General features: G+C 72.4%; 10 protein-coding genes. 5 read left to right on the forward strand and 5 right to left on the reverse strand.

What is annotated here, in order from left to right:
• Positions 1–11: 11 nt before the first annotated feature.
• Positions 12–3,296 (reverse strand): ATP-dependent DNA helicase, encoded by a 3,285-nt coding sequence (locus tag ACEN9V_RS06010; protein ID WP_413602532.1) that lies wholly within the window; start codon positions 3,294–3,296, stop codon positions 12–14.
• Positions 3,293–6,448 carry a PD-(D/E)XK nuclease family protein gene (locus tag ACEN9V_RS06015; protein ID WP_413602533.1) on the reverse strand — a complete coding sequence of 1,052 codons (3,156 nt, stop codon included), beginning with the start codon at positions 6,446–6,448 and terminating at the stop codon, positions 3,293–3,295. Before ACEN9V_RS06015 ends, ACEN9V_RS06010 begins: the two co-directional genes overlap by 4 nt.
• 102 nt (positions 6,449–6,550) lie before the next feature.
• Between ACEN9V_RS06015 and ACEN9V_RS06020 the strand changes: the two genes are divergently transcribed.
• Positions 6,551–6,775, forward strand: a complete 225-nt coding sequence (locus ACEN9V_RS06020; protein WP_413602534.1) for a DUF3107 domain-containing protein — start codon at positions 6,551–6,553, stop codon at positions 6,773–6,775.
• Positions 6,776–6,783: 8 nt separating this feature from the next.
• Entirely contained in the window at positions 6,784–7,080 is a 297-nt protein-coding gene (locus tag ACEN9V_RS06025; RefSeq protein ID WP_413602535.1) for a hypothetical protein, read from the forward strand.
• Positions 7,081–7,140: 60 nt separating this feature from the next.
• Here ACEN9V_RS06025 and ACEN9V_RS06030 read toward each other — a convergent pair whose 3' ends face one another.
• Complete coding sequence (locus ACEN9V_RS06030) at positions 7,141–7,857, reverse strand: ferritin-like fold-containing protein (protein ID WP_413602536.1); 717 nt, start codon at positions 7,855–7,857, stop codon at positions 7,141–7,143.
• 84 nt (positions 7,858–7,941) lie between these two features.
• On the opposite strand from ACEN9V_RS06030, the gene ACEN9V_RS06035 reads away from it, so the two are divergent.
• Positions 7,942–9,426, forward strand: coding sequence for a DEAD/DEAH box helicase (locus tag ACEN9V_RS06035; protein WP_413602537.1), 1,485 nt, complete (start codon positions 7,942–7,944; stop codon positions 9,424–9,426).
• 172 nt (positions 9,427–9,598) lie between these two features.
• On the opposite strand, the gene ACEN9V_RS06040 is transcribed toward ACEN9V_RS06035, so the two are convergent.
• Positions 9,599–10,471 (reverse strand): PHP domain-containing protein, encoded by an 873-nt coding sequence (locus ACEN9V_RS06040; RefSeq protein ID WP_413602538.1) that lies wholly within the window; start codon positions 10,469–10,471, stop codon positions 9,599–9,601.
• A gap of 68 nt (positions 10,472–10,539) precedes the next feature.
• Here ACEN9V_RS06040 and ACEN9V_RS06045 point away from each other — a divergent pair, with 68 nt between their 5' ends.
• Entirely contained in the window at positions 10,540–12,024 is a 1,485-nt protein-coding gene (locus ACEN9V_RS06045) for an aminopeptidase P family protein (protein ID WP_413602539.1), read from the forward strand.
• Between the two features lie 9 nt (positions 12,025–12,033).
• Positions 12,034–12,510 carry a GNAT family N-acetyltransferase gene (locus ACEN9V_RS06050; RefSeq protein ID WP_413602540.1) on the forward strand — a complete coding sequence of 159 codons (477 nt, stop codon included), beginning with the start codon at positions 12,034–12,036 and terminating at the stop codon, positions 12,508–12,510.
• Positions 12,511–12,776: 266 nt separating this feature from the next.
• On the opposite strand, the gene ACEN9V_RS06055 is transcribed toward ACEN9V_RS06050, so the two are convergent.
• Complete coding sequence (locus tag ACEN9V_RS06055; RefSeq protein WP_413602541.1) at positions 12,777–13,781, reverse strand: general stress protein; 1,005 nt, start codon at positions 13,779–13,781, stop codon at positions 12,777–12,779.
• Positions 13,782–13,863: the final 82 nt, after the last annotated feature.

Raw genomic sequence — 13,863 nt, forward strand, 5'->3', positions numbered from 1 at the left:
CGACCGTCGCGTCAGCCGACGGCCGCGGTCCAGGCGCGCTCGAGCCCGGCGCGGTCGAGGAGCTCGGTCGGCCGGACCTCGAGGTCGTCGGCCACGAAGTAGAACACCGCGTCGATCTCGTCCACCGGTCGCCCGGTGAACTCCGCGTACGCCACGCGGTACAGCGCGAGCTGCAACTGCCGTCGTTCGAGGTCGGTCCCGCCCGCCGGCGCCTTCCCGGTCTTCCAGTCGACGACCTCGATCCGGCCGTCGATCTCGTAGACGGCGTCGAGCTTGCAGACGACGCTGTGCCCGAGGAACGGGATGTGGATCTCGCGCTCCACCTCGACGGGGGTGAGCCCGGCCCACCGTGAGCGGGCGAACGTCTCCTGGAACTCCCCCAGCCGTCGGGCGTCGTCGTCGCTGACCGCGGCGTCTGCCGGTGCGGACTCGTCGAGGTCGATGTCGAGTTCGTCGTCCCACGCGTCGAGCGTCTCGAGCGCACCGCCGGCATGCCCACGCTGTTCGACCCACTGGTGGAAGAGCGTGCCGAGACGGGTCGCACGGTACGGCCGCTCCGGCATCGGTCGGCGCAGCCGCTCGGCCACCGCGTCCGGCTCGGTGAGGTAGTCCTTGAACCCCGACGCCGGCACCCGGTGCGGCACCACCACGCGGTGCTTGCCGGAGCGGCTCGCGCGACGTTCCGCGAGGAGCAGGTCGATGTCGGCGGCGAACCGCCCGGCGGCACCGGGGTTCGCGTTCCGGACGCGGTCCGCCGCCGCCTGGACCCGGACGGCGCGGGCGCCGAACGGCACGTGTGGCCAGGACTGGGTCGCGCCGGCGTCGCCGAGGGGGTTCTCGTCGTGCACGGTCGTCTCGGGGATCGCGCCGTCGTCGACCACACCCGCCTCGACGAGGTCCCCGAGGTACCGGCTGGGTTGCATCGGCTTCACGCCGCCGGCCCAGAACGAGCCGGACACCAGGAGTTCGTGCCGCGACCGGGTCAGCGCCACGTAGGTCAGGCGACGCTCTTCGTCCTCGTTGCGCGACTTCACCTCGTCCTTGAACGCGTCGATCGCGACCGTGACGTCCTTCTGGGAGTCGTGCCCCCGCCACGCCAGACGCGGCAGCTCGTCGGCGTCGCCCCGGAACTCGTACGGCAGCCGCCCGAAGCCGATCCAACCGGACGAGCCCTCCTGCGGGCGGGCCGGCAGTGCGCCCTCGACCAACCTGGGCACCGCGACGGCGTCCCACTCGAGCCCCTTCGAACCGTGGATCGTCAGGATCTGCACGGTGCCGGACTCGGGTTCCTCGGACCGCGGTCCCATGTCGTCACGACGGGCAGCCGCGTCGATCCAACCGAGGAACGCCCCGAGATCGGCACGGTCGTCGGTGGCGACGAACCCGGACAGCTCGTCCACGAAGGCGTCGAGGAAGGCGCCGCTCCCCTGCTCGTGCGCGGCGACCTCGATGTCCAGGTGCATCTCCTGCACGACGAGTGTGACGAAGTCGACGAGGTCCCCACCTGCGCGGGACCGGAGCATCGCGAGCTGCTGTCCGAGCCGACGCATGCGTGCACGCCCGGCCTCGGTGATGCCCTCGAGCGCGCCGTGGTCGTCCGGCGCGACGGCGACGAAGTCGAGTGCGTCGACGACCGAGCCGTGCTCGCCGACCGCGACGGACGCCCGGAACGCCGCGGTGACGTCGTCGTCGAGGCGCTGCTGGGTGTGGTCCCGCTTGAACAGCCACTGCGCCAGCCCGTGCAGCGCCGCGATGTCCGCAGCACCCACCCGCCACCGGGCACCGGCGAGCAGCCGGATCAGGTCGTTGCCGGCAGCCGGGTCGTGCAGCACGCGCAGGCACGCGACGAGGTCGACGATCTCCGGACGCTGCAACAGGCCCCCGGTGCCGAGCACGTGGTACGGCACACCCCGGTGCCCGAGCGCCGCGGTGAAGGCGGCGAGGTCCTTACGGGCACGGAGCAGCAGCGCCATCGACCCGGTGGGGTTGCGACGCCGGTGGTCCTCGAACCAGGCGGCGACGGCGTCGGCCTCTTCCGGCAGGGTCTCGGTGAAGACGGCACGGACGTCGCCGGAGTCCGCGCCGGGACGCGGGGAGAGCCGCTCGACGTCGACGTCGGACGCCTCGGACAGCGGGGAGACCACGGCGTTCGCCCCGGCGAGCACGTCCACCGGGTTCCGCCAGCTCGTCGACAGCGCGAACGTCCGCGGTGCGAGGTCACCGGCGCCGCCGAAGTCACGAGGGAACCTGGCGAGGTTCGCCGCACTCGCGCCGCGGAACCCGTAGATCGACTGGTGCGGGTCCCCGACGGCCATGACGGCGTGCTCCCGGAACAGCCTGGCGAGGAACCGCGTCTGCACGACGGAGGTGTCCTGGTACTCGTCGAGCAGCACGACGCGGAACCGCTGCCGGAGGTCCGTGACGACGCGCGGTGCGGCCTCGGCTGCGGCGAGCGCCAACGCGATCTGGTCCGAGAACTCGACGAACCCGCGGTCGACCTTCTGCCGACGGAACTCCTCGACCAGGTCGGCGAGCGGCTCGAGTGCGCCGATCGACGCGACCGCGGCGGTGATCGCTGCGTACGGCTTGCCGCGGTTCCCGGGGAGCTCGAGGAGCTCCGAGAACTCGATCGCGAACCGGCGCAGCTGCTCGGGTTCGACGAGGTGCTCGGACGCGGCGCCGGCGAGCGCCACCACGGCGGCGGTGATCGTGTCGACGTTCCGGTCCAGCCCGGCGAGTCGGTCGTCCCGCGCGGCGACGACGACCCGTCGCGCGAGCTGCCACGCGGACGGCTCGGTGAGGACCTGGGACTCGCCGTCGCGGCCGACCAGCAGCGCGTTCTCGCGGAAGACGCTGTTCGCGAAGGCGTTGTAGGTGGACACGGTCGGCGCTTCGAAGGCGTCACCCGGGGTGATCAGCCCCGCGGACTCCAGCGCGGCGATCCGGTCGTTGATGCGGATCGACAGCTCGCCGGCGGCCTTGCGCGTGAACGTCAACCCGAGGACCTCGTCCGGCCGCACGTGTCCGTTCGCCAGCAGCCAGACGACGCGCGACGCCATTGTCTCGGTCTTGCCGCTGCCTGCTCCCGCGACGACGAGGGCGGGGGCGAGCGGCGATTCGATGACGGCGCGCTGTTGTTCGGTCGGACGTGGTCGCCCGAGCGCGTCGGCGATGGCGTCGGCACCGTGGCGGACCGTCGTGCCGGCCGCAGCAGGCGCGCCGGTCGTGCCGGTCGCGGCAGGCGTGCCGGTCGTGCCGGTCGCGGCAGGCGTGCCGGTCGTGCCGGTCGTGCTCACCAGGTCACCTCTCCCACCACGTGGATCCGGCACTCGACGCCGGTGCGCGCCTTCTCGCAGTGGTCGTCCACGTTCGCGACGAAGGTCCGGCCGGCCATGCCGCGGGCCACCGCGTGCAGGCGTTCCCGGTACGCGGCACGGTCATCGGCGTCGAAGGCGTGCTGCGTGCGCTCCGAGTAGGCGTGCCCGCCCTTCGGGTTCTGCACGAAGACGAGTCGGGCATCGGCCATCGGCGACCCGGCGGGCACACCGTCGACCGCGCCGTCCTCCACCGCGAGCTGGTAGGCCCCGAGCTGCGGGTGCTCCGGCATGTCGTTCTTCTCGCTCGGCATGCTCCGCCCGGTCTTCAGGTCGACGACGCTCACGGTGCCGTCCGGGTCGATCTCGATCCGGTCGATGCTGCCGCGGACCCGAGCCGGCCCGGTGACGAGCGCGAACGAGGTCTCCGCACCGAGCAGCTGTCGACCGGCGGCGGCGAAGGTGCGCAGGTAGTCGCTCAGCCCCTCGATCATGCGGCGGGTCCTGGCACGCTCGCGGTCGGCGATCCACGGCGACTCGAAGGTGAGCTCACCCCAGCGAGCGTCCACCCGCTGCCAGAGGGACTCCACGTCGATCTCCGTGGCGTGCTCCATCGCTTCGTGGACGATGGTGCCGATGCCCATCGCCGGGCTCGGTGCACCGCCCCCGAACGTCTGCACGAACCAGTGCACGGGGCACTCCTCGAAGGTGCCGATCCTGGACGGGGACACGCTGACCGTCGGCGGGGTGGGTTCGCCGCTGACGGGGTCCGGTTGCGGGTCGGCGTCGAGGTCCACGAGCGGGTCGTCGGTGGTGACCTCCGCCGTGCCGTACCAGTCGTCCGGTGACGCGCCGGGGACGTCTTCCGCCGCCAGGCGCGCCAACGCGGAGGCTGCCTCGTGGTCCCCGGTGGAGACCACCCGACGCCGGAGCGACCCGGCGAGGCCGCGGAGGGACAGCGGGTGCACGGTGGGTTGCCGATCGGGCGGCACGGGGACGAGCCGGACGAACGGCGACGGCGCTTCGTCGTCGTTGGCGATCGTCCCGATGACGACCTGGGTGGTCGCGCGGGACACCGCCCGCGCGAACAGCCGCAGCTCGTCCCCGATCACGGCCGCACGGTCGTCGACGGGGGCGTGGTCGATCCCGGCGGCGGAGCGGACCAGGCCGTCCGGGTCGAGCAGGCTGCCGCGCACCCGGGTGTTCGGCCACACGCCGTCCTGCAGTCCGAGGACCACGACGACGTCGGTCTCGAGGCCGATCGTCGCCGACGGTGTCAGCACGCGCACCCGGCCGGCCGTGCGATCCGGGCCGATGCTGTCCTCGGCCAGGTCGGCGCCGAGCACGTCGTCGACGAACACCCGGGCGGGTGCGTCCGGCGTCCGCTCGACGAACCGCTTGGCGGCCGTGAACAGGCCGACCACGGCGTCCAGGTGCCGATCCGCCTCGGCCGCTCCGACGCCGCCGGCGAGGGACTGCCCGCCCCAGATCCCGGCGAGACCGCTGCGCTCCCAGAGCCCCCAGAGGATCTCCTCGATGCTGGCACCGGCGTCGGCGTCCGCTCTGGCCTGCACGAGGCTGCGCGCGAGTCGGGTCGCGCGTCGGGCGAAGGCAGCGTCCACGGTTGCGAGGCGCTCAGGAGCCCCCAGCGCGTCCACGAGCAGCTCGTCGGCGGTCCGGGAGCCGCCACCAGCGAGCTCTTCACGGCGCAGCGCGAGCCGGAGCCGACGCATCGCGAGCGTGTCGAGCCCACCGAGCGGCCCGGTCGCGAACGCGGTGGCGAGGGTGGCGTCGAGGGACAGCACACCGAGCGACACACCGGCGGCGTCGATGAGGGACCGCGCGGCGGTGTCGTCCCGCGGGCGCGTCGGGGCAGCGCCGGCGGTCGCCGGGACCTCTGCGACGGAGAGGGCGCGGACGAGCTCGGGGATCGCCGCGCCGCTCCGCGTGACCACGACCATGCGGTGCCACGGGACGCCGTCGAGCAGGTGGTGTTCACGCAACCGCCTGGCGAGCGCCACGACGAGCGCCGATCGACTGCCGGCTTCGAGGTGCAGCACGGAGTCGGCGCGCGCGTCCGTGTCCGCGGCGACGGCCGTGCGCTGACGCCCCGCGGCGGCGGCACCGACACGCCCGGTGATGGCAGAGACGAGCGCACGGATGGGCGCGGGGTGACGGTGCACCGTACCGAGGACGATCTCCTGGACGCGGTCGACGCCGAGCCGCGGTGCGAGCCGGCCGAGGACGTCGGGCTCGGCGCCGCGGAACGCCGATGCCGCGATGTCGGGATCGCCGAACGCGACGACCTGCACACCGGAGCGCGCCAGGGCCCCGAGCAGGGCGATCTCGCCCTCGACGAGCTCCTGGGTGTCGTCGACCACCAGGAGCCGGAGCGCCGCGACGGCGGGTGGGAGCTCCCCGCGGAGCACCGCAGCGGTGGCGAACGCGACGAGTTCGGCCGCGTCGAGACTCGTCGCACGGAACGCGGTGACCGCCGCGCGGTACTCGTCGACCAGTTCGCCCACCGCACGCCACTCGGGACGGCCGTGGTCGTCACCGAGCTCGCGCATGTCGTCGGGTTCGACTCCGGCGGCGACGGCGCGCATCATCACGTCACGGAGCGCCGTGCGGAACCCCGCGCGCTCCCGGACGACCGCCGTGATGGGCTCCGGCCACGCCGGCCCGGTGCCGTCGGACTCGTGCCCGGCGAGGAGGTCGCCGAGGATGCGGTCCTGCTCCCCACCGGTCAGCAGCGTCGGCGCCGGCTGCCCCTGGACGGCTGCGGCGTGCGCGACGATCTGGAAGGCGAGGGAGTTCACGGTCCGTGCGAGGGCGCCGGGGGTGACGCGTTCGACGGTGACGGCGAGGTGGTCGCGGAGCGCGGTCGCCGCGGTGCGCGAGGACGTCAGGGCGAGCACGGTGGCGTGACCATCGGCGCTGATCGCGTCCGGACGCCGCAGCCGGGCTGCGACGAGCCGCGCGAGGGTCGAGGTCTTGCCGGTACCCGGTGCGCCGATCACCGCGGCGTGCACGTCGTCCGGCAGGGCGAGGACCGCCGCCTGTGCCGGGTCCGCCACGAGCGCGCGCGACACCTGCTCGGGAGCGGGTGCTGGTGTCAGCGTGGTCTGCGGCACGCTCGTACGGTACCGACCGCGACCGACATCGCCCCGTCCCCACCCCGTGCGCCCGCGGCGAACGCACCGGACCGGCGCGGACCCCTCGGATATGGTGAGCACGTGGACATCAAGATCGGCATCATCAACAGCCCGCGCGAGATCGCCTTCGAGACGAAGCAGACCGCTGAGGAGATCGAGCAGGCCGTCGCGGACGCACTGTCCTCCGACGCGACGCACCTGACGCTGCAGGACGACAAGGGCCGCAAGTTCATCGTCCCCTCGGTCGCCCTCGCCTACGTCGAGTTCGGTGCCGAAGAGGCCCGACGCATCGGCTTCGTCGCCTGAGCTGACGCGTGGAGCTCCTCTTCGCCGTCCTCGGCGGCATCATCTGCGGCGCGATCGCGCACGTGATCCTGCCCTGGCACTCGACGCGCGGACAGCTGCTCGGCCCCGCTATCGGCGGCATCACGGCCGCCGTCCTGTGGGAAGCGCTCACCTGGGCCGGCTGGCAGTACGACGCCACCTGGATCTGGGTCGTCGCCCTCGTCGGTGCCGGTGTCGTCGCCCTCGTCGTGGAGTGGCTGCTCGGCCGCAACCGGACGGCCAAGGACACCGCCTTCTACGAGCAGGTCAAGGCGCGCGGCGCCTGAGGCGACCGACCATCGGACAGGAGGCTCGTGGCGACGTCGCCACGAGCCTCCTGTCCGTCGTCAGGCCGTCAGGCCGAGCGCGTCCATCCGCCTGGTGTGCGCCGCGATCAGCTCGGTCCACACCGGCTCGAGCCGGGACTGGTCCTGCCTGGCGTGCGATGCGAGCGCTGACCGCGCGACCAGGAGCGTGTCGCCCACGAGCCGCCGGCCCCACATCGCGAGCCGCGAGGCCACCTGCGGCTCCTCGTCGATCCGCGCGCTGAGCTCCTCGACCACGGCGGGCTCTTCCCGCGCGTCGAACACCGAGCCGAGCCGCTGCCGGACGTCGTTCGGGAGCGAGCGCAGCAGGTTCGCGAACAGGTCGTTGAGGATGCCGGCGGTGACGTAGCCGGTGAGCATCGACTCGTACCAGTCGGCGCCGCTCGTCCGCTCCAGGAACACGTCGATCGCGGCGCGGTGCGGTGCCATCAGCTCGGCGGGGTCCTCGCCGAGGCGTTCGATCTCGGCCACGATCGACCGGTGCCGCTCGAGCGCGGTCGTCGCCAGCACACCGGTCACCAGGCGACCGGACAGCGTGGGAGCGCCGGCCCCGGCACGACCCATCGTCTCGTACAGCGAGAGCTGGAGGTAGGCCGCCTGCCCGAGGTACACGTCGAGCTCGGGACTGACGTCGTCGAGCTGCAGCCGTTCCGTCTGGGCGGCGTTCTTCGGGTTCCGCGACGCGAGCCACTGTGCTGCGAGCTGCGCCGCGCGCTTCCGGTTCCACCACGACACCACGCGACCAGCATAGGGGCCGCGACGGCGCGCACCTCGCACCCCGGTAGACTGGCTCGGACTCCCCGATAGGACAGGGTGACCTTCTTGACTTTCTCAGACCTCAACATCGACCAGGACATCGTCGATGCGCTGGCCGGCAAGGGCATCATCGAGCCCTTCCCGATCCAGGAACAGACCATCCCCCTCGGCCTCACCGGCCAGGACATCATCGGCCAGGCGAAGACGGGTACCGGCAAGACCCTCGGCTTCGGCCTGCCGCTCATCCAGCGCCTCGGCGCAGACCCCGCGCACGGGGTCAAGGCGCTCGTCGTGGTCCCGACCCGCGAACTCGCGGTGCAGGTGACCGAGGACCTCGAACTCGCGTCGTCGAACCGCCCGACCACGATCGTCTCGATCTACGGCGGCAAGGCGTACGAGGGCCAGGTCGAGCAGCTCAAGGCCGGCGCGCAGATCGTCGTCGGCACCCCTGGGCGCCTCATCGACCTGCACCGGCAGCGCCTGCTCGACCTCTCCCACGTGCAGGAGGTCGTGCTCGACGAAGCCGACCGCATGCTCGACCTCGGGTTCCTCTCGGACATCGAGCGGATCTTCCAGGCCGTGCCCGCCGTGCGCCACACGATGCTGTTCTCGGCCACGATGCCGGCGCCGATCGTGGCCCTGGCCCGTCGGTTCATGACGCGTCCGGTGCACATCCGCGCGACGGACCCGGACGAGGGCCTCATGCAGGCCAACATCAAACACGTCATCTACCGCGCGCACTCGCTCGACAAGGACGAGGTCATCGCCCGCATCCTGCAGGCGAACGGCCGCGGCAAGACCGTCATCTTCACCCGGACCAAGCGTGCGGCGGCGAAGCTGGTCGAGGAACTCAAGGACCGCGGGTTCAACGCCGCAGCGGTGCACGGCGACCTCAACCAGGAGCAGCGCGAGCGTGCGATGGCCGCCTTCAAGGCCGGCAAGCGCGACGTGCTCATCGCCACCGACGTCGCGGCCCGCGGCATCGACGTCGACGACGTCACGCACGTGATCAACCACACGATCCCGGACGACCCGGACACGTACCTGCACCGCGCCGGCCGCACCGGTCGCGCGGGCAAGACCGGCATCGCGGTCACGTTCGTCGACTGGGACGACCTGCACAAGTGGACGCTCATCGACAAGGCCCTCGAGTTCGGCATCCCCGAGCCCGTCGAGACCTACTCGTCCTCGCCGCACCTGTTCGAGGACCTCGACATCCCGCAGGGCACGAAGGGCCGGCTCCCCGGCTCGTCGTCCCACGCCGCCACAGCGGGCAGCGCGGAGCGCACCGGGTCACGGCCACCGCGTCGTTCCGGTGACTCCTCCGACTCGAGCGAGTCGCGTCCGCGTCGCCGCACCCGGACAGGAGGCTCGGATCGCCCGGCAGCATCGGCTGCGGAGTCCGCCCCCGCGGCCGAGAGCACGGGTCCGGACGCCGCCGAAGGCGACGGTTCGGCACCGAAGCGCCGTCGGCGTCGCCGTCGTCGCGGGGCCGGCACGGGTGGCGAGGCGACCGCCTCGGCACCGCAGCCGGCGTCGGACGGCGAGTAGCGCCTCCAGTCCGAAGGGCCCGTCGCTGACGCGACGGGCCCTTCGGCGTCCGGGCGCTGTTCGGCCGGGCCCTCCTCGCGAAAGCGACAGCGTGCGTCCAGCCGTTCGCGGCGATCAGTCGCTTTCGCGGAGGGGACAGCACGCCCGAGGCGGGATGTGTCGCCTTCGCGGGTCAGGGCAGGCGCGAACCCGGGCCGACCACCGGGGCCGAACCCGTCGCCTGCGAGAGGATCTCGTCGAAGGCGCGGCGTGACGTGCGGTGCTCGCCGAGACGGTTCGGCTTCCCGGTGCCGTGGTAGTCGCTCGAGCCGGTGACGAACAGGCCGTAGCGGTCCGCCCACTCGAGCAGGGTGCGCTTGCCGTGGGCGAGGTTCTCGCGGTGGTCGACCTCGAGCCCGCCGAGGCCGGCGTCGACGAGCTCGCGGAGGCCCGCCTCGTCGATGACGATCCCGCGCGAGGTCGCTGCCGGGTGCGCGATCACGGGGACGCCGCCAGCGGCACGGATGAGTTCGACGCCACGGAGCGGTGTCGGGGCGTCGTGCGGTTCGTAGTACCCGGAGGCCGGGTGCAGGATCCCGCGGAACGCCGCGCTGCGGTCGGGTTCGAGCCCGCGCGCGACGAGGGCGTCGGCGATGTGCGGCCGGCCGATCGTCGCACCGGGGCTCGCCTGTGCGAGGACGTCCCGCCAGGTGATCGGGTGGTCCTCGCCGATGCGGTCGACCATGCGGTGCGCTCGGGACAACCGGCCGTCTCGGATGCGGTCCGTCTCGGCTGACAGGGCTGCGTCGTCGGGGTCGACGAGGTAGCCGAGGACGTGCACGCTCCGGTAGCCGACGCGCGTGCTGAGCTCGAGGCCCGGGACCAGCGTCAGCGGGAGCTCCCGTGCGGCCTCAGCGGCGTCCGCCCACCCCGCGGTGGTGTCGTGGTCGGTCAGCGCGACGGCGTCCAGTCCGGCGGCCGCCGCTGCCCGGACGAGGTCGGCGGGCGGCTCGGTGCCGTCGGAGACACTCGAGTGCGCGTGCAGGTCGATGAACGGGTCGGGCACGCGCCAATCGTATCCACAGGTGAGCAGGCACACAGACCGGGCGTCGAGCGCGGTGCGATGATGGGGGCATGGCCGACACGACTCCCCGCGCAACGAGCAACCGCTCCACCACCCCCGGCTCCTCGACCTTCAAGGACTTCATCGGGTCCCAGTGGGCCGAGCGCGACCGCCCGGTGCCAGCAGCACGTGAGCAGGCTGCCTTCGCCGCCGCCCGTCGGGCCCGCATCTCCGAGCTCCACCCCGGTCGGACGATCGTGGTCCCCGCCGGCACCGCGAAGGTCCGCTCGAACGACTGCGACTACCCGTTCCGCCCGCACTCTGCGTTCGCACACCTGACCGGCTGGGGCACCGACACCGTCGTCGGCTCGGTGCTCGTGATGACGCCGAACGGCTCCGGGCACGACGCCACGCTCTACTTCCGCTCGACCGCTGGACGCGACTCCGAGGAGTTCTACGCGAACCCGGAGATCGGGGAGTTCTGGGTCGGTCCGCGCCCCTCGCTGGACGAGGTCGCCGCCGACCTGGGCATCGCCACCGCCGACCTCGGCGAGTTCTCCGGGGTGCAGGACTCCCTCGACGCCTCGGTGCTCGTCGTCCGCGACGCCGACACCGAGTTCACGCGCTCCCTCGACGAGCGCCTCGGCTCCGCGGTCGGTGGCGCTGCCGCGACCGACGACGTCGCGGCGACGGAGGACGTGCTCGCCCGAGACCTCTCCGAACTCCGCCTCGTCAAGGACCCGTACGAGGTCAACGAGCTCCGCAAGGCCGTCGACGCCACCCAGCGCGGGTTCGCCGACGTGATCGCCGACTTCGACGCGGTCCTCGCACACCCCAGGGGCGAGCGCATCGTCGAGGGCACGTTCAACCGCCGTGCCCGCGCCGACGGCAACACGGTCGGGTACGACACCATCGCGGCGTCCGGCCACCACGCCTGCATCCTGCACTGGACCCGCAACGACGGCGCCGTACAGCCCGGTGACCTCATCCTCATCGACGCCGGCGTCGAGGTGGACTCGTTCTACACCGCGGACATCACGCGCACGCTGCCGGTCAGCGGCACGTTCACGGCCGTGCAGCGTCTGGTCTACGAAGCCGTGCTCGAGGCCGCTGACGCTGCGTTCGCCATCGTGAAGCCAGGCATCACGTTCCGTCAGGTGCACGCGACGGCGATGGAGGTCATCGCGCGCAAGACCGCCGAGTGGGGCTTCCTGCCCGTCTCGGCCGAGGAATCGCTGCAGCCGGACAACCAGTTCCACCGCCGGTACATGGTGCACGGCACCAGCCACCACCTCGGGCTCGACGTGCACGACTGTGCGAAGGCCCGTCGCGAGATGTACATCGACGGCATCGTCGAGCCCGGCATGGTCTTCACGATCGAGCCCGGCCTGTACTTCCAGCAGGACGACCTGACGGTGCCGGAGGAGTTCCGCGGCATCGGTGTCCGCATCGAGGACGACATCCTCGTGACCGCCGACGGCGCCGAGAACCTGTCGATCGGCATCCCGAGGACCCCCTCGGAAGTGGAGGGGTGGATCGCCCGCACCGGGCGCTAGCCTGAGCGGGTGACGACACCCGAAGCTTCCTCGCAGAGCATCACGATCGACGTCGAGCACTTCGACTCGCCCGACGCCCAGCGGCTGCGTGCTGCCCAACGCATCGAGATCGACAGCACGTACGGCGGTGACACCGAGCCAGGTGACAAGCCGACCGCCGACTCGATCGCGGTGTTCTTCGTGGCGCGCGACGGCGATGGCACCCCGATCGGGTGCGGCGGGCTCCGGCTCGTGGCCGACGGGGTGACCGAGATCAAGCGCATGTACGTCCGTCGCGAGTCCCGCGGAACCGGGGCCGCGACGGGGATCCTCCGACGCCTCGAAGAGGCAGCGCTCGACCTCGGCTCCCCCGCACTCGTGCTCGAGACGGGCACGGAGCAGAAGCGTGCGATCCGGTTCTACGAGCGCGAGGGCTTCAGCCGCATAGCGAACTTCGGCCCGTACGTCGGCGCCCCACTCTCCGCCTGCTACTCCAAGGTCCTGTAACCGCACACGACCACGCCCACGCGCGGCGCATCCGCGCTTGGCCGCACGCGCGCCGGCGTTCGGGCAGGGAGATGCACCGCGGTCGCGAGCGGTCACAACACCCCGTCGGCACGACGCCCACCGGTCACGATCGGCCGATTCGGAGGCGTTCGGACGACAGGTCGTGACCGGTCGACGAACTCGAACGGAGCGTTGCGACCAGTCGGGCGTCAGCGGCCGGCGATCCGGGTGAGCTCGTGCGGTGCGGGACGTGAGGGGCCCGGGAGTCAGCTCCGGTCGTCGTCAGCCGACGGAGCCGAGCCGGACGGTGCAGGAGCGTCCGGTTCCTCGGGAGCAGAGTCAGCGCGCGCGGGCGGCGTCGCACCGGGGACGCGCTCCCCGTACCGCGGCGGCTCATCCGCACGAGGTGCCGGAGCGGCGGTCGGCGCGGCCGGGTGCTGCGGAGCCGTCTCCGGGGTCTCGCCGTACCGCGGACCGTCGTTCGTGCCGTAGCGCGGCTGCGCACCGGGGACCGGTGCCGACGCGCCGGGCTGCCGCGGGCCTCCAGGCTGACCGAACGGCTGCCCGGGCTGGCCCGACGAACCGGGCTGCCCTGACGAACCGGACTGGCCCGACGAGCCCGGCTGGCCCGACTGGTTGTGCGGCGTCGACTGCCCGCCGTACGGCGACCCCGTCGGCGGACCGGGACGCCACGGCTCCTGGCGAGGAGGCTGTCCGGGCTGCCCCTGGAACGGCGCACCGGCACCACTGCCCGGCTGCCCGGGGTTCCACGCGGCGTGCGGCGTTGCGCCGAACTGCCCGAGGATGCGCTGCGCCTGCCCGACGAGCTGCGGGTCGACGATGATCTGGTAGTTCGTGGCGAGCACCTGGTGCACGCTCGTGAAGTCCCGCTGCCGCTTCGTGATGGCGAACGAGACGATGCCGTAGAGCATGCCGAACGCGGCGCCGATGATCGCGGCGGCGAAGATGAGGCCGCCGGCGGTCGGCGAGAACAGCGTCAGCACGATGCCGAAGAAGAAGCCGAGCCACAGGCCGGACAACGCACCCGCGAGCGCCGCGCGCCCGTAGGTCATCTTGCCGGTGACCCGCTCGACGGTCTTGAGGTCGTTGCCGACGATCGAGAGCTTGTTCACCGGGAACTCCGACTCGGCGAGCTTCGCGACCACCGCCTGCGCGTCCGGGTAGCTGTCGAAGGTGCCGAGGACGTCCCCGCGGGGCAGCGTGGGGAACGCCTGCGCCGTGCGACCGCGGAAGGGGCTCTGAGTGCTCACACAGTCATCTTCCACCGTCGTCCTTGCAATCGCACGAGAACCACCAGGGAACGACCAGGACGGACGGCCAGGGAACGGACGG

Origin of the sequence: Curtobacterium sp. Curtsp57 (genome assembly GCF_047324335.1) — a bacterium.
Lineage (GTDB): Bacteria > Actinomycetota > Actinomycetes > Actinomycetales > Microbacteriaceae > Curtobacterium.

Excerpts from the sequence above, each read along its gene's own strand:
- ACEN9V_RS06045 (WP_413602539.1), top strand. The coding sequence starts at position 10,540 with ATGGCCGACACGACTCCCCGCGCAACGAGCAACCGCTCCACCACCCCC.